Annotated in this window: 20 protein-coding genes and 3 pseudogenes; 13 read left to right on the top strand and 10 right to left on the bottom strand. The window is 71.9% G+C overall.

Annotated features, from left to right (window positions below):
- Nucleotides 1-21: 21 nt before the first annotated feature.
- On the bottom strand, nt 22-567 hold the full coding sequence (locus tag ABZ154_RS17080; RefSeq protein WP_356833497.1) for an ATP/GTP-binding protein: 546 nt from the start codon (nt 565-567) through the stop codon (nt 22-24).
- A 392-nt stretch (nt 568-959) separates the two neighbouring features.
- On the opposite strand from ABZ154_RS17080, the gene ABZ154_RS17085 reads away from it, so the two are divergent.
- The 5 genes from ABZ154_RS17085 to ABZ154_RS17105 all read left to right on the top strand — a co-directional run bounded on the left by ABZ154_RS17085 (nt 960) and on the right by ABZ154_RS17105 (nt 5,903).
- Nucleotides 960-1,325 (top strand): metalloregulator ArsR/SmtB family transcription factor, encoded by a 366-nt coding sequence (locus tag ABZ154_RS17085; RefSeq protein WP_018512826.1) that lies wholly within the window; start codon nt 960-962, stop codon nt 1,323-1,325.
- Entirely contained in the window at nt 1,309-4,086 is a 2,778-nt protein-coding gene (gene mgtA, locus ABZ154_RS17090; protein ID WP_356833340.1) for a magnesium-translocating P-type ATPase, read from the top strand. The genes ABZ154_RS17085 and mgtA overlap by 17 nt, the downstream gene beginning before the upstream one ends.
- A 114-nt stretch (nt 4,087-4,200) precedes the next feature.
- Nucleotides 4,201-4,365, top strand: coding sequence for a Sec-independent protein translocase subunit TatA (tatA, locus tag ABZ154_RS17095; protein ID WP_356833499.1), 165 nt, complete (start codon nt 4,201-4,203; stop codon nt 4,363-4,365).
- Between the two features lie 220 nt (nt 4,366-4,585).
- A complete protein-coding gene (locus ABZ154_RS17100; RefSeq protein WP_356833342.1) occupies nt 4,586-5,161 on the top strand; it encodes a TerD family protein in 576 nt (191 codons plus the stop codon).
- A gap of 142 nt (nt 5,162-5,303) precedes the next feature.
- Nucleotides 5,304-5,903 carry a class I SAM-dependent methyltransferase gene (locus ABZ154_RS17105; protein WP_356833344.1) on the top strand — a complete coding sequence of 200 codons (600 nt, stop codon included), beginning with the start codon at nt 5,304-5,306 and terminating at the stop codon, nt 5,901-5,903.
- Between the two features lie 47 nt (nt 5,904-5,950).
- On the opposite strand, the pseudogene ABZ154_RS17110 reads toward ABZ154_RS17105, so the two are convergent.
- A pseudogene (locus ABZ154_RS17110) lies at nt 5,951-6,103 on the bottom strand (alpha/beta hydrolase); the annotation flags it as partial.
- 34 nt (nt 6,104-6,137) lie between these two features.
- Here ABZ154_RS17110 and ABZ154_RS17115 point away from each other — a divergent pair.
- Nucleotides 6,138-6,362, top strand: a pseudogene (locus ABZ154_RS17115) (PadR family transcriptional regulator); the annotation flags it as partial.
- Here the strand turns inward: ABZ154_RS17115 and ABZ154_RS17120 are convergent.
- Complete coding sequence (locus ABZ154_RS17120) at nt 6,345-7,253, bottom strand: oxygenase MpaB family protein (protein WP_356833346.1); 909 nt, start codon at nt 7,251-7,253, stop codon at nt 6,345-6,347. The pseudogene ABZ154_RS17115 and the gene ABZ154_RS17120 overlap by 18 nt on opposite strands.
- 231 nt (nt 7,254-7,484) lie before the next feature.
- On the opposite strand from ABZ154_RS17120, the gene ABZ154_RS17125 reads away from it, so the two are divergent.
- Nucleotides 7,485-8,348, top strand: a complete 864-nt coding sequence (locus tag ABZ154_RS17125) for a hypothetical protein (RefSeq protein WP_356833501.1) — start codon at nt 7,485-7,487, stop codon at nt 8,346-8,348.
- Nucleotides 8,349-8,455: 107 nt separating this feature from the next.
- On the opposite strand, the gene ABZ154_RS17130 is transcribed toward ABZ154_RS17125, so the two are convergent.
- On the bottom strand, nt 8,456-8,638 hold the full coding sequence (locus ABZ154_RS17130; protein WP_073882474.1) for a hypothetical protein: 183 nt from the start codon (nt 8,636-8,638) through the stop codon (nt 8,456-8,458).
- Nucleotides 8,639-8,751: 113 nt separating this feature from the next.
- The gene (locus tag ABZ154_RS17135; protein ID WP_356833348.1) at nt 8,752-9,813 is read right to left on the bottom strand and encodes an acyl-CoA desaturase; all 1,062 of its coding nucleotides are present in this window, start codon (nt 9,811-9,813) and stop codon (nt 8,752-8,754) included.
- A 256-nt stretch (nt 9,814-10,069) separates the two neighbouring features.
- Here ABZ154_RS17135 and ABZ154_RS17140 point away from each other — a divergent pair, with 256 nt between their 5' ends.
- The 5 genes and pseudogenes from ABZ154_RS17140 to ABZ154_RS17160 all read left to right on the top strand — a co-directional run bounded on the left by ABZ154_RS17140 (nt 10,070) and on the right by ABZ154_RS17160 (nt 16,369).
- Complete coding sequence (locus tag ABZ154_RS17140; RefSeq protein WP_356833350.1) at nt 10,070-12,991, top strand: DEAD/DEAH box helicase; 2,922 nt, start codon at nt 10,070-10,072, stop codon at nt 12,989-12,991.
- The gene (locus ABZ154_RS17145; protein ID WP_356833353.1) at nt 12,988-14,304 is read left to right on the top strand and encodes an SWF or SNF family helicase; all 1,317 of its coding nucleotides are present in this window, start codon (nt 12,988-12,990) and stop codon (nt 14,302-14,304) included. Before ABZ154_RS17140 ends, ABZ154_RS17145 begins: the two co-directional genes overlap by 4 nt.
- Nucleotides 14,305-14,453: 149 nt before the next feature.
- Complete coding sequence (locus ABZ154_RS17150; protein WP_356833355.1) at nt 14,454-15,035, top strand: N-acetylmuramoyl-L-alanine amidase; 582 nt, start codon at nt 14,454-14,456, stop codon at nt 15,033-15,035.
- Between the two features lie 144 nt (nt 15,036-15,179).
- Nucleotides 15,180-15,416, top strand: a pseudogene (locus tag ABZ154_RS17155) (DNA recombination/repair protein RecA); the annotation flags it as partial.
- Nucleotides 15,417-15,640: 224 nt separating this feature from the next.
- The gene (locus tag ABZ154_RS17160; RefSeq protein ID WP_356833357.1) at nt 15,641-16,369 is read left to right on the top strand and encodes a VOC family protein; all 729 of its coding nucleotides are present in this window, start codon (nt 15,641-15,643) and stop codon (nt 16,367-16,369) included.
- Between the two features lie 248 nt (nt 16,370-16,617).
- On the opposite strand, the gene ABZ154_RS17165 is transcribed toward ABZ154_RS17160, so the two are convergent.
- The 5 genes from ABZ154_RS17165 to ABZ154_RS17185 all read right to left on the bottom strand — a co-directional run bounded on the left by ABZ154_RS17165 (nt 16,618) and on the right by ABZ154_RS17185 (nt 22,893).
- On the bottom strand, nt 16,618-17,289 hold the full coding sequence (locus ABZ154_RS17165; protein ID WP_356833359.1) for a DUF5701 family protein: 672 nt from the start codon (nt 17,287-17,289) through the stop codon (nt 16,618-16,620).
- 75 nt (nt 17,290-17,364) lie between these two features.
- Nucleotides 17,365-18,255, bottom strand: coding sequence for an LLM class F420-dependent oxidoreductase (locus ABZ154_RS17170; RefSeq protein WP_356833361.1), 891 nt, complete (start codon nt 18,253-18,255; stop codon nt 17,365-17,367).
- Between the two features lie 458 nt (nt 18,256-18,713).
- Nucleotides 18,714-20,834, bottom strand: coding sequence for a glycoside hydrolase family 6 protein (locus ABZ154_RS17175; RefSeq protein ID WP_356833364.1), 2,121 nt, complete (start codon nt 20,832-20,834; stop codon nt 18,714-18,716).
- Nucleotides 20,835-21,123: 289 nt separating this feature from the next.
- The gene (locus ABZ154_RS17180) at nt 21,124-22,581 is read right to left on the bottom strand and encodes a WGR domain-containing protein (protein ID WP_356833366.1); all 1,458 of its coding nucleotides are present in this window, start codon (nt 22,579-22,581) and stop codon (nt 21,124-21,126) included.
- Between the two features lie 156 nt (nt 22,582-22,737).
- The gene (locus tag ABZ154_RS17185; protein ID WP_356833368.1) at nt 22,738-22,893 is read right to left on the bottom strand and encodes a DUF6131 family protein; all 156 of its coding nucleotides are present in this window, start codon (nt 22,891-22,893) and stop codon (nt 22,738-22,740) included.
- Between the two features lie 147 nt (nt 22,894-23,040).
- Between ABZ154_RS17185 and ABZ154_RS17190 the strand changes: the two genes are divergently transcribed.
- Nucleotides 23,041-23,484: an SRPBCC family protein gene (locus tag ABZ154_RS17190; protein WP_356833370.1), complete on the top strand. Its 444-nt coding sequence runs from the start codon at nt 23,041-23,043 to the stop codon at nt 23,482-23,484.
- Nucleotides 23,485-23,557: the final 73 nt, after the last annotated feature.

Below are 23,557 nucleotides of genomic sequence, written 5' to 3' on the forward strand. Positions count from 1 at the left end.
CCGCTCGCCGTCGGTGGGCGGTCAGCCCACGGAGTCGAGGAGCCGGGCGGTGTGCACACGCCCGGCGTACTCGACCGTACGGATCAGGACGTCTTTCCCGGAGTCCCGGTCGCGCGCGTCGCACAGCACCACGGGCGTGCCCCGGTCCAGGTCGAGAGCGTGCGACACGTCGTGCGCCGCGTAGGCGCGCGCCCCGGGGAAGCAGTTGACGGCGACGACGAACGGTATGCGCCGACGCTCGAAGTAGTCGACGGCCGCGAAGCAGTCCTCAAGGCGCCGGGTGTCGGCGAGGACGACCGCCGCCAGCGCGCCTTCGGACAACTCGTCCCAAAGAAACCGGAAACGGTTCTGCCCCGGTGTGCCGAACAGGTACAGAGACAGACCGGCGTAGATGGTAATACGGCCGAAATCCATCGCTACGGTCGAGGCGGTCTTCCGCACCACCTCTCCGCGCCCGGCGCAACTGCGCGGTTCCTCGGTCCGCAGCGGCCGGATGTCGCTGACCGCGCCGACCAAGGTCGTCTTCCCGGCTCCCGAGCCGCCCGCAACCAGGATCTTCAGGGCCATCGCGGTGTCGTCGTCCTGGTGGGTGGTCGGAGCGCTGTGCGTGCTGTGCGCGTTTTCGACGTGCTCGGAGGACATCGACCACTTCTCCCGCGAGTGAGCCGCACACCTCTGGCGAAGCTCGGTTCAGCCGTTCGGACATCGCTACCGGGACAGCATGGCGCCCAGCCGCGTGGGGCGAGCTGGTTGATCGTTCTTGATCGATGTGGATCCGGCCCGCCCACTCCTGCCGCATCTCACCCCTGTTACCTCCCGCTTCTGGCGTCTTGTCAACTCATGCGCGTTCACCACGGCTCCGAGAGCGTTCGACGTGGCCCCTACACTGGTTCTTTTCGGTCGCGGCGACGGATGCGGTGACCGGTCCGGGCGGGTGGCCCAGGGACGGGAGAGCAAGAGTGTCGACAGGTACCGGCGGCGGTTTCCAGGATCCGCCCGCCGAGGTGCTCGCCGAGGCCGCGGCCGCGTTCGGGCTCCTGGCGACACCGGCGAGGCTGCACATCGTATGGGCTCTCGCCCAGGGCGAGAGCGATGTGACGGGCCTCGCCGAGCGGGTGGGCGGCACCCTCCCCTCGGTCAGCCAGCACCTGACCAAGCTCAAGCTGGCCGGTCTCGTGCGTTCGCGCCGCGAGGGCCGTCGGCAGGTCTACCTGGTCGACGACCCCGACGTGGTGACGGTCGTCCGGCTCATGGTCGGCCAGCTCGCCGAGCGCGCCGGCCACCCGGCCCAGGAGCCCGTCCGCCTGCGTGAGCTCGGTGCCTGAGGGCAGCGCAGCCGCGGGATCCGGCCGGACCGCCCCCGGCACGCCGGCCTCGGTGACACCGTTCCCGGCCATCGACGCGTCCGGGAAGGGGGCCCCGCCGGCGATCGTCGGCACGGATCCCGCCACCGCCGACGCGCCTCCCGGCGCCGGACCGGGCTCCCCGCAGATGAAGACCTCCCTGCAGATACTGCGCTCGCTGGACACCGGACCGCGTGGCCTGGTGGAGGCACGGGCCGAGGAGCGGCTCGCGCACTTCGGTGAGAACGTGCTGCCCGCCTGGCGGCCGGTTCCCTGGCCCCAGCGCTTCATCCGCAGCCTCAGGGACCCCTTCACCTCGGTTCTCCTCTGCCTGGGACTGGTCTCCGCCGTCGTCTCCGCCTGGGGCACCGCCTGCGTGATCCTGGCCCTGGTCGCGGTCAGCTGCCTCCTGCGCTCGACCGAGGAGCACCGTGCCGACCGCTCGACGGCGGCGCTCAGGGAGCTGGTGGCGACCACGGCGACCGCCGTACGCCGGACCTCGTCGGACGCAGCGTCCCGGGAGCGGGAGATTCCGGTGGCCGACCTCGTGCCCGGCGATGTGATCCGGCTGGGTCCGGGTGATCTCGTACCGGCGGATGTGCAGGTACTGCGCGCCGGCGGGCTCACAGTGCACCAGTCGGCCCTGACCGGCGAGTCGGCGCCGGTGGCGAAACATCCCCTGGACGCATCGGACCCCGTGCTCGCCAGGGCCGGGCCCTTCGCGCAGCCGCAGCTGTGCTTCCAGGGCAGCAGCGTGACGTCCGGCAGCGGTACGGCGGTGATCGTGGCCACCGGAGGGGCGACCCGGTTCGCCGCCGCGCACGACGGCCGGGCCAGGCAGCGGGGTGTCAGCGCCTTCGACCGGTCGGTGCAGGGCATCTCCTGGACGCTGATCCGGTTCATGCTGCTGACCCCGCCGCTGGTGCTGATGGCCAATGCGGCGCTGCGGGGCCGGGGCCTGGAGACGCTGCCCTTCGCTGTCGCCGTGGCGGTGGGGCTCACGCCCGAGATGCTGCCCGTCATCGTCACGACGGCGCTCGCACGTGGTGCGGCCCGGCTCGCCCGAACCAGCGGGGTCATCGTCAAGCGGCTGCCCGCCCTGCACGACCTGGGCGCCGTCGATGTGCTGTGCCTGGACAAGACGGGAACGCTGACCGAGGACCGGCCCGTAGTCGAAGCGGCGGTCGACGGCTCGGACCTGCCCGATCCCGGCGTACTGCGGTGGGCGGCGCTCAGCGCTCTGTGGACGCTCAAGCTGGCGGAGCTGCCGGCGCCGGACGCCCTCGACGAGGCGGTGCTGGACGCCGCGGAGGAGGCCGAGGAGTGGGGGTCGGCCGCCGCGTACGAGGGGGTGGCCGCGCTGCCCTTCGATCCGGTGCGGCGGGTCGCGACCGCGGTGCTCCGGCGGCCGGGCCGGCCCGGCGTCCACACGCTGGTGACCAAGGGGGCCGTCGAGGCGGTTCTCGAACGGTGCGCGCTGGACGAGGGCGAGCGGAAGCGACTCCTCGCCCTCGCCGCCCGCAAGGCGGAGTCGGGGCTGCGCCTGCTGGCCGTGGCCCGCGCCGATCGGCCCGCCCGGCCGGGCACGTACACCCCGGCGGACGAACGCGGCCTGACCTTCGTCGGCCTGGTCGCCCTGCGGGACGTTCCCGCGCCGAGCGCCGCCGACGCCCTCGACGTGCTGGCCCGGCGGGGAGTGACCGTCAAGGTGCTGACCGGCGACCACCCGGGCACGGCGGCCCGCGCGTGCGAGGACCTGGGACTGCGCACGGAAGCGGCGGGCGGATACGGCGCCGTGGTGACGGCCGAGCTGGTGGACACCCTGTCGGACGCGGAGCTGGCGCGGGTCGCGGACCGGGCGACCGTCTTCGCGCGCTGCACCCCTGAGCACAAGGCCCGGATCGTCTCGGCGCTGCGGGCCGCCGGGCACACCACCGGGTTCCTCGGCGACGGCGTCAACGATCTGCCCGCCCTGCACGCGGCCGATGTCGGCATCTGTCCGCGCAACGCGGTCGATGTGGCGCGCGAGGCGGCCGACGTCGTGCTGGCGGAGAAGGACCTCACCGCGATCGACCGGGCGGTGCTGGCGGGGCGGCACAGCAACGGGAACATCGCCACCTATCTGCGCATCACCCTCTCCTCCAACCTGGGCAACGTCATCGCGATGCTGACGGCCGGGCTGATGCTGCCCTTCCTCCCCATGCTCCCGGCGCAGGTGCTGGTGCAGAACCTCTGCTTCGACGCGGCGCAGCTCGCCTTCGCGTTCGACCGCCCGGCGGCGTCCGCCCTGCACCGGCCCACGGTCCTGCGCTCGCGTGACTTCCTGCGCTTCATCACCGGCTTCGGACTGCTCAACGCCGCCGCCGACCTCGCCACCTTCGGCGTGCTGGCCCTCGCTCTCCACAATCCGGCCGGAACCGGCGGCGAGGCGGCCTTCCATGCCGGGTGGTTCACCGAGAACCTGCTGACCCAGGCTCTCGTGATGGTCCTGCTCCGGACCGGTCGCAGCGCCGCCGAACGGCGGGCCGGAGGACCTCTGCGGGCAGCGGCGGCCGGGCTCGCGGTGGTCGGCGTCCTGCTCCCCCTGACCCCGCTGGGACCGTTGCTCGGGATGAGCGCCCTGCCGCCTCTCTACTACCTGCTGCTCGGCTCGGTGCTGGGCCTGTACGCGGTGGGGCTCACGGCGGCACGGAGGCGCTACGAGCGGCGCCGTACGGCCGGCGCGGAATCGAAGCGGGCGTAGGCAAGGCCGGCGCGGAGCGCGGAGGGGGTGGCCGCCCGGCCCGCGAGCCACAGTTGTACAGTTGCGCAATGCGGCAACTGTTGCCGCATGGACGGAGAGAAGGGCGGGACCAGAATGTTGCGCAACGGCCTGGAACCCTGGCACCTGTTGATCCTGGCCGTCGTGGTGATCGTGCTCTTCGGCTCGAAGAAGCTGCCCGACACGGCCCGCTCCCTGGGGAAGTCGATGCGCATCCTCAAGAGCGAGGCGAAGGCCATGAAGGACGAGGAAGCCCGCTGATCCCGCCCCGGGGCCCGGCGACCCGGACCGGGCACTCGGCGACCGCTCATTTCACGGCCGCCGTTCATTTCAGGACTTGCGCAGTCCGGGAACGTTGAAGGCCGCGTGGGGCGTTCGTACCAGTAGCGGCCACATGTAGTGACAGCGACACAGCACGGACCGCAGGATCAAGAGATCGACCGATCAGACGTGCGGACCGACGGAACACTGGAGGACATTCATGGGTGTGAGCCTGGCGAAGGGCGGCAACGTCTCCCTGTCGAAGGAGGCCCCCGGCCTGACGGCCGTGACGGTCGGCCTCGGCTGGGACGTACGGACCACGACCGGGGCCGATCACGATCTGGATGCCAGTGCGCTGCTGTGCTCCGCCGCGGGCAAGGTCCTTACCGACGCCCACTTCGTCTTCTACAACAACCTCAACAGCCCCGACGGTTCCGTCCGCCACACCGGTGACAACCTGACGGGCGAGGGCGAGGGCGACGACGAGTCGGTCGAGGTGGACCTGGCCGCGGTCCCCGCCGAGATAGCTAAGATCGTGTTTCCGGTCTCCATCCATGACGCCCAGAGCCGGGGTCAGAGTTTCGGCCAGGTGCGCAACGCGTTCATCCGCGTGGTGAACCGGGCGAACGGAGTCGAGCTGGCCCGCTACGACCTGAGCGAGGACGCCTCCACCGAGACCGCGATGGTCTTCGGTGAGCTGTACCGGCACGGCGCGGAGTGGAAGTTCCGCGCCGTCGGCCAGGGGTACGCCTCGGGGCTCGCCGGCATCGCGTCCGACTACGGCGTCAACGTCTGAGCAGCGCGTACTGTCGACCGCGGACGGACACGGAATCACGGCCCGGGCACCCGGCGCCCAGCCCGCAGGCACGGAGCACCGCCAGCCCGGGCCGTCGCAGCGTGACGTTCCGTCCGGGCGCCGACTGCGCGATCATGTCCGCATGGCCGATGACCACACCCATGTCCTGGACTTCTTCACCCCGCGAGCAGCCGGCTGGGACAGCCGGTTTCCCGACGACGGCCCGGCCTACGCCGCCGCGGCCGGTCTGCTGGGCCTGCGGCCGGGGGACGCCGTGCTCGACGCGGGCTGCGGTACGGGGCGGGCGCTCCCGGCCCTGCGCGCGGTGGTCGGTCCGCACGGCACCGTGCTGGGCGCCGACCTGACGCCCGCCATGCTGGAGGCGGCCGTGCGGGCGGGGCGAGCGGAGAGCGGCACGCTGATCCGGGCCGATGTCACACGGCTGCCCCTGCGTGACGGCCGGTTGGACGCGGTGTTCGGGGCCGGGCTGATCTCGCATCTGGCCCGGCCCGAGGCCGATACGGCGGAGCTCGCCCGGGTGGTCCGGCCCGGCGGGCTGCTGGCCCTGTTCCACCCGATCGGCCGTGCCGCCCTGGCCGCGCGGCACGGGCGCACCGTCACCGACGACGACCTGCGGGCCGAGCCCAGGCTGCGGGCTCTGCTGGCCGTCTCCGGATGGCGGCTGGACTCCTACACCGACGAGGACCACCGCTTCCTCGCCCTCGCCGTACGCCAGACCTGACCGACCGAACCCGGGCACGCGGCGGTACGGCCCAGCGCCCCGCAGCCTCACACGGTGCGGCCCGCGACGGCGGCCGCCAGCACATCAGGGCGGTCGAACATGACGTTGTGCCCGGCACCGGGCGCCTGGATGACGCGTACTCCCGAGGCCACCTGCCCGGCGGCGCCGGGCAGTGCGCCGCTCAGCGTCCCCTGGAGGAAGTCACCGACGAGTAACGGCGGTTCGTCCTGCCGGTTCCTCCGGCATCTTCCGGAGCCCTCGGCGCAGACGGAGGTGCTGCGGCGGCGACTGGTGTTCCTGGAGGAACCCATGAGCTCCTTCTACGAGGGCGACCGGCCGCCGCGCGCCGAGGAACTGGAGGACCCCTTCCGCGGAGGCGTCCTCACCATCGCGCAGGCGACCGGCGAAGCGGAACTCGGATGGCTGCGGACCACCCTGGAGTCACTCGACGGGCACGTCCGACGGTCGCCGATGGCTGGGAACCGGGCAGCCACGGACGCCCGGTGTGGGGAACGTACCGAGCCCGGCGACCTCGTAGCCGTCCGGGTAGCCCTTGATCTCGGGATTCTGGCGCGCGTAGTGCGGTGTGCGCCGGGGCGGCAGGAGGCGGACGGCACGGGCCCGCAGACGCAGGGCGCCCCGGGTCAGCCCACGGGCCACGGCTCCCGGGCGCTCGTAACGGAACGCCCGCAGCAATGAGTCGTCGAGGAGCGCGAGGCTGGCGCCCCGGACCAGCGGTGCGAGCGGCGCCGGGTACCAGGAGCCCATGAGCGCCAGGGTCGCGTCGGAGACCCGGCGGGCTCCTGCGTCCCACCCGAAGTGCTCGTGCTCGTAGGTATCGAGGGTGCGCTCGAAGTCCTCGTAGCTCTGCGGGAGGTCCTTGATCCCCATGCGGGCGCCCAGGGTGCGGTAGTAGGCGGCGAAGGCCCGCAGTTCGTGGTCGGAGAGCCGGCGCCAGCCGTAGTCGTCCAGCCAGCGCTTCGGAGTGACGACGAAGGTGCACAGGACGTACCGCATGTCGTCGTTGCTGATGTCGTAGCTGCGGTGCATCTGGTTGATACGGCGGACGGCCGTGCGGCCTTCCTCGGTGTCGAATCCGTGCTCCACCACGGTGTCGAGGAGCAGGGCGGTGTCGTCATACCGCTTCTGCGAACGCTCCGTCAACTCGGCCGTTTCAGCGAGGAGTCGGCCGATGCTGGGCACGGCATAGGTGCGGTAGAGGGCCAGTTCGAGGGCGCGGGTGATGTCCCAGGGGAACTCGTAGGTGACGGTGAGGCGGTAGATCTCCAGGAAATCCCGCTCCGGATCGAGTCGGAGGATCTCCTTCAGCCGGTCGTACCGCTGAACCATGGTGTTCCCCTCGTTCGTCCGGAGCTCCGATGCTACGCGGATCGTCCCGTACGCCCCGGCGTTTCCCGGCCACGACAACCCGGTCGAGCGATCGGCGGGTCGAGGCCCCGGCAGTGCCTGTCGGGGCCTCGACGGCGGGGTTACCGACTAGTTAAGGTGCGCCGACGGATGACGCGAGGCGGACCCGGGCGACGGGTGGCCGAGCGAGAGACCGGGGACGAGGAGGACACTGTGGCCGGTGCGGACGCCGACGACGACGCGCTACTGGTGCTGACCGCGGCGCTGCTCACTCCCGCCCGGTTCCCGAGCGTGCTGGGCGACGACTACGTGGCGGCGTGCGGCTCGCTCGCCCTCGAACCGTACGAGGAGGGCTACGGTCTCGTCCTCGGGCAGGACGGCGACGGGGCCCGGTGGACCGTGGTCGTCGAGGACGTCTCCCTGGTGGCCGTGGCCATCGCCGCGTGGGACTGCGGCATGGAATACGACCTCTCCCCCGACGACCGCTCCGTGGTGTGCGCGCTGCCCGGCTGGCCGCTGGCCGTGGCTGCCGCCGCTCCCGGTGTGCCCGCCCCGCACGACCCGGAGACGGGCGGGGTGGGCCCCGCGCCGCTGACTCCACCGGACACGGCATCCTGGGGTCCCGCGCAGCGGCGGCTCGGAGCCGACGAGGTCGCGGAGCGGTGGGCGCTGTGGCGGGAGCGGATCGACGACTCGCAGTTCGTCCGGCCCTGCGGCGAGTCGGCCGGAGGAGCCGACAACGGTGAGCCGGGGGACGAGGACACCAGCGTCGGTGGGGACACGGAACCCGGTGCCGCTGCGACGGGTCAGCACCCCGGCGTGCGACGGGCCCTGTCGGAGGCCCTCGCCTACACGAAGACCCCGCCCCCTCCCGGCCGGATCCGCTCCGGCTTCGCCTCGGCCGACGCACGCACTCTGCGGGTCGACGGCCCGGGTTGGTCGATGGTCGCCAGGACCGACGACATAGCGCTGATCCTGCTGGACGAGGAGCCGGGCGAGGTGCTGCCGGTCGGCCGCGGGCCCGCGCTGCCCGGTCTGCTGAAGGCCTTGGACGCACTGGCTGCGCATCCGGCGTGACCGTGATGCGGAGCCGGGCTTCCGCTGCTGGTGGATCCGGGGCTCAGCAGCCCCGGCCACCGATCGAACCGGGGTTCAGCCGGCTCGGCTGCCGGTCGGTCCCGTGCTCAGCGGCCGATTTCCTTGCGGTTGATCCTGCGGAGCCTGCGTCGCTGGGACGGGTCCAGCAGCAGATAGCCCGCGACGGGGACACCGATCACCACCAGCAGTGCCCACCAGAAACCGATCAGGGGCCACAGGACAACCGCGGCCACCACCCCCGCGACAGCGACCTTCGCACCGTTCGACATGGTCCACGCCTCCTTCGCGGCCGGCGCCGCTCCTGTCCTGTCAACGCGTCCGTGCGTCCTTACGTTCCCCCACCGCCCCCGTGACCGCCTGCCCGGTCCCCCTGTGGCGCTCGTCATCGCAGCGGCTCACCGACCTCGTGCATATGGGTCAGCGCCTGCCGGTAGGACTCGACGAGCCCGGTTTCCGCGTACGGCATGCCGACGCTCCTGCAGTGCTCCTTGACCAGGGGCTGGGCCAGCCGCAGGTGGGGCCGGGGCATGCTGGGGAACAAGTGGTGCTCGATCTGGTAGTTCAGGCCGCCGAGGAACCAGTCGGTGAGGATCGCGCCGCGCACATTGCGTGAGGTCAGGACCTGACGCTGCAGGTGGCTCCAGCGGTCCCCGTCCGGGTCGGGCATCTCCATGCCCTTGTGGTTCGGGGCGAAGGCCATCCCCAGGTGGAGACCGAACAGCGCGTGCAGCAGCAGGGCGAAGACGACGGCCTTGCCCGGCGACAGGGTGGTGAGCAGCAGGGTCGTGTGGAGCGCGAGGTGCGCGGTCATCAGCAGGGCTGACACCGCACGCTCCCGGGCCGGCTGGCGGCGCAGGAACTGGAACCCGTAGATCTTCAGGGCTATGCCCTCGAGCAGCAGCATCGGGAAGAACAGCCGGGCCTGGTTGCGGGTCAGCCAACGGGCGAATCCCTCGCGCTGCGCCGCCTGCTTCTGGGTCCAGACCAGGGCGCCGACGCCGACATCGGGGTCCTTGTCGACGTGGTTGGGGTTGGCGTGGTGGCGTACGTGCTTGTCGTTCCACCACGCCTCGTTCATACCGAGGAGCAGGTTGGCGTGGACCAGGCCGATCAGCCTGCTCGTCCTGCGGTCACCGGATATCTGGGAATGGCCCGCGTCATGGGCGACGAAGGCCGTCCGGGTCCACAGGACCGCCAGCGGAAGGGTGAGGAACAGGCTCCACCAGGTGTCGCCCAGCAGAACGAAGACGGCGATCACCCCGCCCAGAGCCACCAGGTTGGCCGCGATGCTGATTGCGTACCGCCCGGTGCGTCGTTCGAGAAGACCCTGCCCCTTCACAGCACGCAGCAGAGGGGTGAAATCGCTGCCGGCAGCCGGGGGGCCGGATCGTTCCGAACTGCTGTCACCGGCGGGATCCGCAACGGTGGCTGTTGCCTGGGACATGAGGTCTCCGGTCTCTCAAACATAGGCGCTGACCTCGTTAAACGTACGGATCGAAGGCTCACGGCAGCCATGGCGCCACCACCCCGAGGTTCCTGGGGCAGACCCCCGCGCTGCGGGGTGGTGCCAGCTGCACCACCCGCACGGGAAAGGCGAATGAGTGCTGTGGATCACAGTCGAGAGCCGCACGTCGCGCCTTCGCGTGGAGTACCCTCGGCGACCCCGACCACTAGTCAAATTTGAGGAATCTGACATCGCTGTGCACCGGCACCCTGCGGCAACGCCTTCCGAGATTTCCGAGCTGTCCCGCTCCTCCGCGGTATTCATCCCCGCGGATCCGTCCCGTACCGGCCTGATCGCCTTCTGGAACCCGGACGGTAGCACCCCTCCCACCGCGCCCGGATTCTTGTCGGAGCTCACCGTCGCCGGGGCCGGCCGACGGCACCGTGCCGTACCTGCTCTGCACCTTCCCGTAGGGGAAGCCCTGCCGGTGCTGACACGGGCGCGGGCCGCCGGACAGGCCTCCCCGGCGACCGCCTTCTGGGGCGCCGCCGCGCTGCTCGGCCTGCAGTTCGTCGCCCGCGGCCTCCTGCTGCCCGGGCTGAGCCCCACCGACCAGGACGCCTGGCGCGTCGGGCCGTTGGGCACCGGAGACCTGGAGCGGATCCGGGAGCTCGCGGCGTCGATGCCTCCCACCGCCCACGCGAACCCGCTGGAGACCGGCGCCACGGCGGACGGGCCGCTGCTGCTGCCCGAACCGGAGCCGCTGCTGCGGGCGTTCCTGGACGCGGTGGCGGACGGGCTGCCGCGGACACCCGCCGCAGGACTCGCGGCGGCGGGCCCCGCATTCGCCTCCCGGGAACCGCAGCACCTGCCCCAGGGACGGGCGTGGGCGGCCGGCGTGGCGGCCGGCCACGACGCGGGGGTACGGCTCTCGTTGCGTATCGAGATCACGGGAGCGACCTCTCCGGCCACCGAGGGCCCTGTTGATGATGACGCGGCGCCTGCGTTCCGCGCCGTACTGCAGATCCACAGCGTCAGCGACCCCTCCCTGGTCGCCGACGCGGCCGAGGTCTGGGCGGGCGGTACCCGGAGCGCCGCCGCGTTCGGGCCACGGGCCCGGATGGACGCCCTCCTGGCCCTGCGCCGCGCCGCCCGTGCCTGGCCGCCCCTGGCGCCGCTGCTGTCCGCCGCCGTACCGGACTCGGTGGAGCCGGCCGACGAGGAGATCGCCGAGCTGCTGGGGCCCGCCTCGCGCGCCCTGGCCGCCACGGGTGTGCGGGTGCACTGGCCCAAGGAGCTGGCGAGGAAGCTGACCGCACGAGCCGTCATCGGCCCGGCGGACCAGGACGGCGACGGAGGAGAGGGGGATGGAGGCGCGGGTGACGGACGGCGGGGCCGGGCCGTCTCGGACACGCCCTCGTTCCTGTCCGCCGACGCCCTGCTCGCGTTCGACTGGCGGTTCGCCCTGGGTGACCAGCAGCTGAGCCGCGCGGAGCTGGACCGGCTCGCGGAGTCCAGCAGGCCGATCGTGCGGCTGCGCGACCAGTGGGTCCTCATCGACCCGGAGGAGGCGCGCCGGGCCCGGGAGTCCCAGGACCGCAAGCTCACCCCCATCGACGCGCTGGGCGCGGCACTGACCGGCTCCACCGAGGTGGACGGGCGCCGCGTGGAGGTGGCCGCGACAGGCTGGCTGGAGCGGTTGCGGGCACGGCTGGCCGCTCCGGAGTCGGCGGCTGCGCAGTCGATCGGGCAGCCCGAGGCGCTGACCGCGACCCTGCGCGACTATCAGCTGCGGGGTCTGAACTGGCTGAACACCATGACCTCGCTCGGCCTGGGCGCCTGCCTCGCCGACGACATGGGCCTGGGCAAGACGATCACGCTCATCGCCCTGCATCTGCATCGCCAGAGCGACCGGGACGCGGCCGGGCCGACGCTGGTGGTCTGTCCGACGTCGCTGATGGGCAACTGGCAGCGGGAGATCGAGAAGTTCGCGCCGGGCACCCCCGTGCGCCGATTCCACGGCGCGTCGCGCTCCCTGGAAGGGCTGGCGGACGGCGAGTTCGTCCTGACGACGTACGGCACGATGCGTCTGGACGCGCCCCGGCTGGCGGCCGCCTCCTGGGGCATGGTGGTCACGGACGAGGCGCAGCACGTGAAGAACCCGCACTCGGCGACGGCCAAGCAGCTGCGCACCATCGGCTCCCGGGCCCGCGTCGCCCTCACCGGTACCCCGGTGGAGAACAACCTCTCCGAACTCTGGGCGATCCTGGACTGGACGACGCCCGGGCTGCTGGGCCGGCTCGGAGCCTTCCGTACCCGGTACGCCGCCGCCGTCGAGGGCGGCACGGACCCGGGGGCCGCCGAGCGGCTCGCGGCCCTGGTGCGCCCGTTCCTGCTGCGCCGCCGCAAGTCCGACCCGGGGATCGCGCCGGAGCTGCCTCCGAAGACGGAGACCGATCGGGCGGTGTCGCTGACGGCCGAACAGGCCGGGCTGTACGAGGCGGTGGTCCGCGAGACCCTAGCCGAGATCTCCGGGGCGGACGGGTTCGAGCGGCGGGGGCTCGTGGTGAAGCTGCTGACGGCGCTGAAGCAGATCTGCAATCACCCGGCGCAGTACCTGAAGGAGGACCGGCCGCGGATCGCGGACCGGTCGGGGAAACTCGAGCTGCTGGACGAACTCCTGGACACGATCCTGGCCGAACAGGGTTCCGTACTCGTGTTCACGCAGTACGTACAGATGGCGCGGCTGCTGGAGGAGCACCTGGCCGGGCGGGGGGTGCGTACGCAGTTCCTGCACGGCGGTACGCCGGTGGCGCGGCGCGAGGAGATGGTGAGCCGCTTCCAGTCGGGCGAGGCTCCGGTATTCCTGCTGTCCCTCAAGGCGGCGGGAACCGGGCTCAACCTCACCCGGGCCGGTCATGTCGTGCACTTCGACCGCTGGTGGAATCCGGCGGTCGAAGCGCAGGCGACGGACCGGGCGTACCGGATCGGGCAGACGCAGCCCGTCCAGGTGCACCGGCTGATCGCCGAGGGCACGATCGAGGACCGGATCGCGGAGATGCTCGCCCGCAAGCAGGGGCTCGCGGACGCGGTGCTCGGTTCCGGGGAGGCGGCGCTGACCGAACTGACGGATGCGGAACTGGCCGATCTGGTCGAGCTGCGAGGGGGCGCACGATGAGCGACGACGACGGGTACGGGACGGACGCGGTGGATTCCGGCAGTGGGGCGGAGCGTACGTTCGCGCCGCTGCCTCCCCCGCCGGGCAGGGGTTTCGCCACGTCCTGGTGGGGCCGGGCATGGCTCAAGGCGCTGGAGGACACCGCCCTGGACGGTCAGCAGCTCACGAAGGGACGCCGACTGGCCAGGGAGGGCGGCGTGGGGGCGGTCTCCGTACGCCCCGGCCGGATCACGGCCGTCGTACGGGACCGGGACGGCACGGGCCACCGGAGCGATGTGCTGCTCCAGGAGCTGAGCGACGAGGCGTGGGACCGCTTCCTGGACATGGCGGTGGACCGGGCCGGGCACATCGCCGCGCTGCTCGACCGGGAGATGCCCCCGCATCTGGTGGAGGACGCGGCGGGTGCCGGGGTGGACCTGCTGCCCGGCATCGGCGACCTGGAGCCGGAGTGCACCTGCGGCACTTGGGACCACTGCCCGCACTCGGGTGCCCTCTGCTACCAGGTGGCGCGGCTGCTGGACGAGGACCCGTTCGTCCTTCTGCTGCTGCGGGGGCGCGGGGAGCGGCGGCTGCTGGACGAGCTCCAGGTCCGCAGCACCGCCCGTGCGATGCGCGGTGTGCCGGAGGGCGCGGTCCGGAAGGCGTACGGCGTCCCGGCCGACGAGGCGTTCGCCGCGGCCTCCATCCTCCCGCCGCTCCCCGTGCCGCCGCCGGTGCCCGAGGAGCCGGGACTGCCGCCGTCGCTGGACACGGAGGCGCTCCCGCCGTCCGGCCTCGACCCGGCGGCGCTGGAGGTCCTGGCCGCCGACAGCGCCGTACGGGCCCACCGGATGTTGCTGGAGGCGCTGGCTCCGGGGCACGAACGGCAGCCGGTTCCGGCGGAGCTGACGCCGGAGCAGGACGCGGTACGGCTGGCCGCCGATGCCCGCCCCGAGCCGTGGATCGCGAAGCGGCTGGCCGAGGGGACCGGCCGGCCGCACGCCGAGCTGAAGGCTGCGGTGAGCGCCTGGCGCTACGGAGGGGCCGCCGCCCTGGCGGTGCTCGACGAGGAGTGGGACCCGGACGCGGACGCCCTCGCCCGGGCTCGCGCGCGGCTCGCGGCAGCTTGGGAGCAGGGTGAGCGGCCGCAGTTGCGGGCGACGCGGGCCCGCTGGACGGTGGCGGGCGACGACGTCCAGCTCCGTTACGACCGCGACGGCCGGTGGTGGCCGTACCGCAAGGAGCGCGGCCGTTGGGTGCCTGCGGGGCCTGCGGACGACGACCCGGCGAGTGCGCTGGCGGGGGCGTCGGCCGGGGGCGTGGACGAAGGCTGAGGTCCGGCGACCGGTGTGGGGAACCGGAGCGCTCTTCCGTACGTCATCAGCGGGAGACGGCTTCGGCCTCCTCCGTCCCTCACGCGTCGCCTCTACAGCTTTCCCTTACGCGTCGCCCTTACAGCGACCCCGGCCCCCATAGGAGTGCGATGCACCGCAGAAGGCTCCTTCAGGGGGCCGCCGTCACCGCGGCGGCGGCGCTCGTTCCTGCGTCGGCACGGGCCGTGACGCCTTCGACCGCCGTCGCGGACCACCCTGCGGCTCTCTGGGCACCGGCCCACGCGGCGAACTACACGGTCCCGACGCACCCTTCCGAACGCCGGGTCGACCGCGTCATCATCCATGTGGCCCAGCAGTTGTTCACCCCCACAATCGGCATCTTCCGCGATCCGGCCAAGCAGGTCTCCGCGCACTACGTGGTGCGCTCCGGCGACGGTCATGTCGCGCAGTGCGTACGGGAGAGCGACATCGCCTGGCACGCGGGCAACTGGGACGTCAACACCCGCAGCATCGGCATCGAGCACGAGGGGTGGGTGGACCGGCCGGAGTTCTTCACCGACGTGATGTACCGGCGCTCGGCACTCCTTACCGCGGAGATCTGTGAGCGGCACGGCCTGCCCAAGGACCGGGCGCACGTCATCGGCCACCACGAAGTGCCGGGCAGCGATCACACCGACCCCGGTGCCCTCTGGGACTGGGAGCGCTACCTCCGTCTCGTCAATCTCCCCTGAGCCCAGGCCGGCTACCCGCCGCAGCCAGGTTGTCGGGGAGACCGGTGGCGACGACCCAGGCGGGGGCGATGAGGCGCCACGCAGGCCAAGTCCGAAAAGGGATCCGCGTCCGGAGCCGTTCCGTGTGCGCTCCGTCCAGCTTCCCTGACTCCCCCATGGGTCTCCGCCCGTCCGAGGAGCCAGGCCCTTCGTAAGACCACCAGCGCCCTCAACCGGAGGAGGACGACGGCGATCTGCGTCAACCAGCTCCGCGAGAGGATCGGTGTGATGTCCGGTTCGCCGGAGACCACGACCGGTGGCCGGGCGCTGAAGTTCTACGCCCCGGTGCGCCTGGGCATCCGGCGGATCGAGACGCTGAAGGACGGGACCGACGCGGTCGGGCCTCGGGGGGCAGTACCACCTGATTCGGCCGGTAGGTGTGAGCCCGCCGCTATCCCCCAGGGCTCGGACGGTCCGGACCCAATGCCTGGCGCCGTCGCCGTCCGGCGTCCCCGGGCTCCCCCGCGGCCGAAACTCGGGTGCGGGTGCCGCACGGCACCCCCTAGGCTGCGCGTCGCGTGGCAAGGGGCCGGGCCGGCCGTCGGTGGAGCGGAGATGCACGGGGTATGACCAGTCAACTGTTCGCGATCTGTTTCCGGGCGACCCGTCCGTCGGACCTGGCCCGCTTCTGGTCCGGGGTCCTGGGCTGGGAGATCACCGAGGGTCCGGGCGAGGACTTCGCGATCCTGCTCTCTGGCACCTCCGGATTCCGTATCCGTTTCCTGCCCGGGCAGGAGCCGAAGACCGGCCAGAACCGGGCGCACTTCGATCTGACGAGTGCCACCCCGGAGGATCAGCGGCGGACGGTCACCAGGGCGCTGGCGTACGGCGGGCGGCACATCCACGTGGGTCAGCTGCCGGAAGAGGGGCATGTGGTGCTCGCCGATCCGGACGGCAACGAGTTCTGTGTCATCGAGCCGGGCAACAAGTTCCTCGCCGACACCGGCTTCATCGGAGCGCTGGCCTGCGACGGTACGCAGGAGGTTGGGTACTTCTGGAGCGAGGCGCTGCGATGGCCGCTGGTCTGGGACCAGGACGAGGAAACCGCGATCCAATCGCCGGACGGCGGGACGAAGATCACCTGGGGTGGTCCACCGGTGGCGCCGAAGACGGGCACGAACAGGCTCTCATTCGAACTGGCGCTTCCCTCCGGGGCCGACTGGCAGGCGGAGGCAGGACGCCTCATCTCGCTCGGCGCGACACGCTCCGAGACGGGAAAGGGGGACGTCGAGGGGGGCCGCATGCTGATGTTCGACCCCGACGGCAACGAGTTCTTCGTACAGAGGCCCCGGTAGCAGCCTGGCACCCGGCCGGCACGCTTCCGACGTGACGCAGTCCCCACTGCCACCTGAGACGGCGGTGCGGGGCTCGGCCGGCTCGCGTCGGCCCCCGGCCGACCACACTTATGCACCGATCATTATCAGCCAACTGATATTGCGGATACAACCGTGAGGCCGCGCTGTCGTCCGGCACTCGTACCCGACGACAGCGCTCCCCGTGCCGGAGGGAGCCACCCCTCGTGGGGGCGGCTCACCACGGCCCGCTAGAGCCGACGGTCCGTCGCGGAGGCGAAGCCCAGCCAGGTGTGCCGGTTGCCCGCCCAGCACCATCCGACCTTGGGGGCGTTGCGCCGCTCGGCGCCGTCCCGTCCGGTGCCGTTGCTGATCCAGATCGCCGGGGTACGGGCGTCCAGGGCGCCGTTGGCCTTGCGGAGGCGGGAGCCGATGGTCATGAAGCAGTGGTTCCGCTCCAGTGCTGCAGGCTGCTGCAGCACCCAGTGGATGCCCTCGGAGAGCACCAGTGGGGTGCGCCCCTGTTCGGCGAGGGCGGGCAGCGCCTCGTTCGGACTCCAGTTGGCCATCTGGTCGCCGCGGTCGACGCCGGTGACCACATAGAGCGGCGCTTCAGGCAGGCCGAGCCCATCGATCGGGGTGAAGAGGTCGACATCGGGCATGTCGGTGACGACGAAGCCCGGCTTGTCCTCGCGCCGGAGCAGCGGTGCGAGGACGGACGCGGGGGCCCTGCCGGGGTGGACGGCGAGCAGGGTGCGCTCGCCGCCCTCGGCGGCCCCGGCGGCCCCGGCGAAGGAGCGCAGCTCGGTCGCGGTCAGTCCGGCGAGCCGATGGATCCCCAGCTCGATCAGCCGCTCGGCCTGCGCGGGCAGGTCCGGCAGCTCCGGACGGACGGTGGAGGTGACGGGCGCGGTCTCGGGCACGATGCTCCCAGCGGTGGCTGCGTGGGGGGACCCAGCTTGAACAAGGCCGCCGATCGCCCTATTCCCGCCACCTCCCTACAGCTCGTCCCCGAACGCGTCCGCCAGCTCCCGCCACTGGGCCCGGGGCAGTCCGGCGCCGCCCTCGTCGGCCGTGAGCACCTGGAGCGCCACGTGGTCGGCGCCCGCGTCGAGGTACTCGCGGGTCCGGGACTTCACGTGCTCGGCGTCGCCCAGAGCGAAGAGGGCGTCCAGGAGACGGACGCTGCCACCGTCCTCGAAGTCGCTCTCCGCGAAGCCCAGCCGCAGCAGGTTGGCGGTGTAGTTGGGGAGCCGGAGGTACATCTCCAGCATGTTCCGTGCGGTGGTGCGGGCCCGGTCGGGGTCGGTGTCGAGCACGACCGTCAGCTCAGGGGCGAGCAGGGCGTCGGGGCCGAGCGCCTCGCGGGCCTCCGCCGTGTGCTCGGTGGTGACCAGATACGGGTGTGCGCCCAGCGCCCGGTCCGCCGCGAGCCGCAGCATCTTGGGGCCGAGCGCCGCCAGGACCCGCTCACCGGGCTCCACGGACGGGGTCGCCGCGTCCAGCGCGTCGAGGTAGGCGACCATCGCGCTGTACGGCTTGGCGTACTGCGGCACCATCGGGCCGTGGCTGACGCCGAGGCCGAGGACGAAGCGCCCGCGTGCGGCCTCTTCGACGGCGGCGATCCGGGCGGCCACCTCGTCGGCGGTGTGGCTCCAGATGTTCAGGATGCCGGTGGCCACCGTCACCGTACGGGTGGCGGCGACAACGGCCGCGGCGTCGTCGGGTGAGGGGCTGCCGCCGATCCAGAGGGTGCCGTACCCCAGCGCTTCGAGCTCGGCGACCGCTTCCGCGATCGCCTCCCCTCCCGCGTCGTCCGTCCGCGACCCGTGCAGGGCACCGCTCCAGATGCCGACCCGTCCGAATGCCTCGTGCGTCAAGGAAGTCATGGGGTGATCAACCGTCATTCGGGCCCGGTATTCCCGGCGGGCGACCCGCTCACCCGAACGGCGCCTCGCAATGGTGCGCACGGGGAGCTGTCGCGCACGACATCAGGAGGAAGCGGAAGCGGATCCGGCCTCGGCCTGCGGACGCTCCGCACCGATCACCTCGTGGTACTCGCGTGCGCCGTCGCCGTCGTCCACGGGCGGTCTCCCCGACGGCGGCCCGCTTCTTCCCCTGGGCGTAGTTCCGCGGGTCGATGCCGTAGGCGGCGCTCACCGACTCGATCGGCACTCCGAAGGGCTCCGACAGATCGGCTGCGCGGCCTGGAGATCGGCCCACAGGGTGTGGCCGCCGGCCTCGGGCACCTCGTCGCTGGTGGCGACTCGACGGTGAGGAACAAACCGGCTGCCCCTCCCCCACCGTGCGGCGGGAGAGGGGCGGAGGGAGCAGTCGACGGCTGAGGTCAGGGGGCGGTTCCCCAGGCGAGGGTGGAGCCGACGTAGACGCCGATCCTGGGGGCGTCGGCGTAACCGGTGTTGGTGGCGCGGCTGTAGTCGTCGGCCTCCTGGAAGGACGACCAGTCGCTCTTGTTGACGCGCAGCTGGATCTCGCCGGTCGAGGCGCCCGCCGCCAGGGTGCCGCTGCCGAAGCCGGCCTCCAGGTAGTGGCTCGCGCCGGGAGCCGGCGCGCTCGCCGCTCGTACGCCGTGGGTCACGTTGCCGCAGCCCAGCACCGCCCAGTCGCAGGAGGTGGAGAAGGTGCTCGCGCCGGCCTCGGGGGTGAACCAGTAGCGGGCCGTCACCGTGGACAGGTCCACCGCGGTCGTCCCGGTGTTGACCACCTGAAGGGACATCCGGATCTGATTGTCGGTCGGGGACGCGTCGGTGTTGCGGTACTGGACCTTGAGGGCACCCGTTCCGGTGCCACCGCCCGCCTCGGTGGTGACAGGCAGGGCTGCCGACGCCGCCGATACGTTGCCCGCCGCGTCCTTGGCCCGGACCGTGTAGCTGTAGGCGGTCGACGCGCTGAGGCCCGTGTCGGTGAAGGCCGTCGAGGCGGTGGAGCCCACGAGCGCGCCGCCGCGCAGGACGTCGTACCCGGTGACCGCCCTGTTGTCCGTGGACGCCGTCCAGGCCAGGGTGACGCTGCTGCTGGACTTGGCCGTGGTCCGCAGAGCCGTGGGCGCGGTCGGCGCCTGGGTGTCTTCCTCGCCGCCGTTGCCGCCGCCTAGCGGCGGGTTGGCGTTGCGGAGGAGCTCCTGGAACTGGCTGGAGAACCAGTGCCCGGCGACCGGGGAGTCGGGCAGGGCGCCCGTGAGGTTGAAGCCGTTGCGGCCGTTGCCGGTGTAGGTGGGGTCGCACATCCGGTCGAAGCCCTTGCCCTCGTCGTTGTCGACGGGCTTGCTGCTGCCGTCGGACTCGCCCGGGGGCTTGGCCCAGACGTAGGCGTCGATCCCCGGCTCGGGGGCGGTGGTCGGGCGCTCGCCGACGCCCGCGCCGCTCTGGTTGCACCAGTTGCCCGCGTGGATGCGGCGGTCGGTACGGCCGCCGTCGACGTAGGCGTCGACGCCGGTCAGGGGGCCGGGGCCGGTGGGCCGGGAGGGGCCGCCCCAGCCGTTGCGGGCGGTGTCGATGAGCATGCCGATGCCGGGGGCGAAGCCTTGGCGTACCAACTCGGTGCGCAGGGCCTGGGCGAACGAGAGCTCGTCCACGTAGTAGTTCCAGTCGACCCAGGAGGACTGGCGCACCGTGGTCCCGTTCACGGAGTCCGTCACCTTGAAGTGGGGTTCCTTGAGGGCCGAGTAGTTCGCCGTGTTCACGATGAAGCCGTGGACGTCGGCGACGGAGGCGCCTTCGACCGTGGCGGCCTTCTTGAACTGCTCGGCCGCGGGGACGAAGTTGGAGTCCCAGCCGAGCCAGCCGTGGTGGGCCGCGTCGACGTAGTTGTAGACGTTGGGGAGGGCACCGAGCGTGTGGAGGGCGTACCCGATGCCCTTCTCGTAGTTCCCGTTCGCCTTCATCGTGGCGCACTCGGGCGTCGACCCGGCGGTGCCGCCCGCGTTGGTGACCAGGTTGGGCAGCGAGTCGGGTTCGATGAGGGTGACGATGCGCAGGCTCGCGTAGGCGGGGTCGCCGAGGATGGAGGCGATCGGGTCGATGTAGTCGTTCTTGTAGCGGCCGAGCTCGGTGGGGCCGAGTTCGCCGTTGGAGGCGAGTGCGGCGCAGTCCCGGCCGGGGAGGTTGTAGATGACGACCTGGAAGAGGTCGGCTCCCTGGCTCACCGCCGTGTCGAGGTGTGCGCGCAGGCCTCGCGCGCCGGGGGTGCCGCCGATCGCGGCGATGCGGTCCATCCAGACGAACGACGGCTCGTCCGCGATGGCGCCGCCGCCCGGTTCGGCGGCCGCCTTGGCGGACCAGTCGGGGTTCACATAGGCGGTGGCTCCGGCATAGGGGTTGTCGACGCGGGCGGCGGCCGACGCCTGGCCGGGTAAGGCGATCGCGAGGGACGCGCCCATGATCAGGGCGGACAGTGCGGCGACCGCTCGTCTGCGCGATGCGTGCGGGGTGGTGCCTCTGCTTCTCATTGCGGCTCCGTGCTCCTCTCGTACGTCCGCCACGGCCTGACGTGGCGGACGGGCTCAGGGCGTACATGGTGCTCAGGAGGTAAGGCGTGCGAGGTGGTGCGGAATGAACTGTGGGAGCGCTCCCAAGGTGGCGTGGCCGCCGGTACATGTCAAGCGGTCCGACTCAATCACCTTGCACTGAGGGGACTTTGGCGAAATGGAAGCGCTCCCATCGGGCGATCGAAGCACTCTCCGTCAGGACGCGCCCCCGGGCGGTGGGCCGGCCGGGCCGGCCCACCGTCGGCCTCGCTCACTGCAGCCGTCGGATGTCACCCCGGACCCGGTAGAAGCCGCCGGCCGCCGCGTGCAGGGCGTCCACGACGTACCGCGCGCCGGGCTGCCGTATCGCGCGGGGGAACTGGACGTTCCAGGAGGTGTCGTAGCCCCCGGAGACCACATGGACGCGGACGCGGCCGCCGGTGTCCTGGACGCACTCCACGACGACCGACCCGGAGGGGGCGTGGGCCACGGTGGTGACCGCGGCCGCGGCCGTGGCGGGCGCGTAGGTCGGCAGCGCCGCGGCGAGCTTCACGTCACGGGGAGCGGGCACCGTGCCCTGCTGGGCTGCGGAGATGGCCGCCTCGCTCGCGTCCACGCAGACCAGCGAACCGTCGGTCGTCACCAGGTAGAGCCGCCCGTCGCGGTACTGCATGGACAGCGCCGACCCGCCGCCCGTACCGAGCTTCCACAGGCGCGTACCGTCCTGGTCGAAGCAGTACACGGAGGACGAGGCGTCGCCCGCGAAGACGAACCGCCCGCCGGGCGAGGTGGCGCACGAGTAGACCGCGCTGTCGCAGGCGTACGTCGCCTCGATCGCGCCGGTCGCCTTCGCCAGCCGCTGGACCACCCGGTGCGCCGTCCCCGCGTAGACGGCGTCGTCCTCCTGCCAGCCGAACAGGACGCCGCCGCGGGTGGGCGTGTGCCACAACTCGCCGCCGCCGTCCGGGGCATGGGCGGTGACGCCTCGGTGGTGGCCGTGGTAGACCGCCCGGTCGTCGGCGCGGACCATCCAGGCGTGCTCGCCCTGGCTGCGGCGCGCCCACTGGTGCTCGTCCTCGTGGTCGATGACGGTCAGCCGGCCGGCGCGGTCCGAGACGTTCAGCAGGCCCTCGTGGATGTCCAGCCAGAAGATGTCGACGTCCGCCGCGATGTCGTACGCCGCGAACGGCAGCTTGGAGGAGAGGTCGTAGACCCGGCCGTCGTCGCAGCCCGCGTAGATCCAGAAGTCGTCGGCCACCAGGCACTTCACGCCGTCGGGGAGGCTGAAGCGGGCGAGGACGCCGCCCTCGTGGTCCAGGGTGTAGACATCGCCCGCCTGGTTGCCGACCCAGCACCGCTCGTCGTCGACGTGGATGCCGAACGCGGAGGAGCCGGTGCGGAAGCGCCACAGCACGGGGGCCACCGCGCGCGCGGTGGAGGGAGCCGATGTCACCTGGCGGCGGGTCACGGCCCGTGGCGCGCGTTGCCCGGGGACGGCCGGGGCGTAGCCCTTGCGGACCTTCTCCCCCACCTTCTTCGCGGCGGCGGCCTGCGCCTTGGCGGCCGTCGCGAACGTCGATGTCTGGACCTGCCCGGCGGCACCGATCCGCCCGTAGCGCACCGTCACCACGAGGTCGTCGACGGTCACCTCGTAGAACTTGTGCGCACCGGCGCCTTCCTGTGACAGCTCCAGATACGTCGTCGTCGGCACGGTGGACGCGGCAGACATGGCGGATCCCTCCCCAGGGCGGACCCGCGGCCGTTCCGGCGGGTCTCACTGCTCACACCGTAGGAGGGGGCACTGACAACGCGCCGTCGCCCCCCGTTCCCGTACGGGAACGGGGGGCGACGATCGTGCGGATGCGCGTGCTCCTCGCCCGGCGGGCTACCAGTAGTGGCGCCTTCCGCCCACCGCGCGGCCCATCGCTCCCAGGACCCAGAGCGCCAGACCGATGGCCACGAGAATGATCCCGATGGTCCAGAGGATGGAGATGCCGGCGATCAGACCGATCACCAGAAGAATGACACCGAGGACAATCATGGAGCCCTCCAAACAATGCCGACTACCTCCGAGTATGCGCCTCATAAAGGTTTTCCGTCGGTTCTCGTCGGTCGGCTTCGCGTGGGTCCACAGGATGCGGGTACCAGAGCGCCCAAGCCGTACCCGAGGGAAAGGAAGGTGGTCTGCATGTCCTCCTCCATCGTCGAGACCGTCGACATCGAGGCCCCCGTCGCCGTCACGTGGGCGCTGTGGAGCGATGTCACCCAATGGCCGAGGTTCCTGAGCCACGTGCAGCGGGTCGACCCGCTGGACGAGCGGCGTTTCGCCTGGCAGCTGTCACTGCCCGGGGCGGAGAAGGGGTTCGTCGCGGAGCTGACGGAGGTCGTGACCGAGGACCGCATCGCCTGGAGGACGACCGAAGGGGTCCACCACGCCGGGGTGGTCACGTTCCACCGGCTCGACGACCGCTCCAGCCGGGTCGCGCTGCAGATCGAATACGACCCCCAGGGATTCGTGGAACGTCTCGGCGCTCTCACCAATCTCGATTCCGTGCTCGCCAACTACGATCTCGGAGAATTCCAGAAACTGGCCGAGCTGACAGCGGCCGACGGAATTCCCGGAAGCCGCTGACCACGCCGCCCCGCCGACTGTCAGCGCGCACCGCGCCCCCGGGCGCCGGACCCTGTGCCGCGCCCCGCAGAGA

The sequence above is a fragment of the Streptomyces sp. NPDC006261 genome (genome assembly GCF_040613515.1).
Taxonomy (GTDB): Bacteria; Actinomycetota; Actinomycetes; order Streptomycetales; family Streptomycetaceae; genus Streptomyces.

Bases quoted from the DNA above. Each gene is read 5' to 3' on its own strand.
- ABZ154_RS17080 (WP_356833497.1), bottom strand. From the start codon at position 567: ATGGCCCTGAAGATCCTGGTTGCGGGCGGCTCGGGAGCCGGGAAGACG.
- ABZ154_RS17160 (WP_356833357.1), top strand. From the start codon at position 15,641: ATGACCAGTCAACTGTTCGCGATCTGTTTCCGGGCGACCCGTCCGTCG.
- ABZ154_RS17105 (WP_356833344.1), top strand. From the start codon at position 5,304: ATGGCCGATGACCACACCCATGTCCTGGACTTCTTCACCCCGCGAGCA.
- tatA (WP_356833499.1), top strand. From the start codon at position 4,201: ATGTTGCGCAACGGCCTGGAACCCTGGCACCTGTTGATCCTGGCCGTC.
- ABZ154_RS17170 (WP_356833361.1), bottom strand. From the start codon at position 18,255: ATGACTTCCTTGACGCACGAGGCATTCGGACGGGTCGGCATCTGGAGC.
- ABZ154_RS17185 (WP_356833368.1), bottom strand. From the start codon at position 22,893: ATGATTGTCCTCGGTGTCATTCTTCTGGTGATCGGTCTGATCGCCGGC.
- ABZ154_RS17100 (WP_356833342.1), top strand. From the start codon at position 4,586: ATGGGTGTGAGCCTGGCGAAGGGCGGCAACGTCTCCCTGTCGAAGGAG.
- ABZ154_RS17130 (WP_073882474.1), bottom strand. From the start codon at position 8,638: ATGTCGAACGGTGCGAAGGTCGCTGTCGCGGGGGTGGTGGCCGCGGTT.
- ABZ154_RS17145 (WP_356833353.1), top strand. From the start codon at position 12,988: ATGAGCGACGACGACGGGTACGGGACGGACGCGGTGGATTCCGGCAGT.
- ABZ154_RS17175 (WP_356833364.1), bottom strand. From the start codon at position 20,834: ATGAGAAGCAGAGGCACCACCCCGCACGCATCGCGCAGACGAGCGGTC.
- ABZ154_RS17190 (WP_356833370.1), top strand. From the start codon at position 23,041: ATGTCCTCCTCCATCGTCGAGACCGTCGACATCGAGGCCCCCGTCGCC.
- ABZ154_RS17180 (WP_356833366.1), bottom strand. From the start codon at position 22,581: ATGTCTGCCGCGTCCACCGTGCCGACGACGACGTATCTGGAGCTGTCA.
- ABZ154_RS17120 (WP_356833346.1), bottom strand. From the start codon at position 7,253: ATGGTTCAGCGGTACGACCGGCTGAAGGAGATCCTCCGACTCGATCCG.
- ABZ154_RS17135 (WP_356833348.1), bottom strand. From the start codon at position 9,813: ATGTCCCAGGCAACAGCCACCGTTGCGGATCCCGCCGGTGACAGCAGT.
- ABZ154_RS17150 (WP_356833355.1), top strand. From the start codon at position 14,454: ATGCACCGCAGAAGGCTCCTTCAGGGGGCCGCCGTCACCGCGGCGGCG.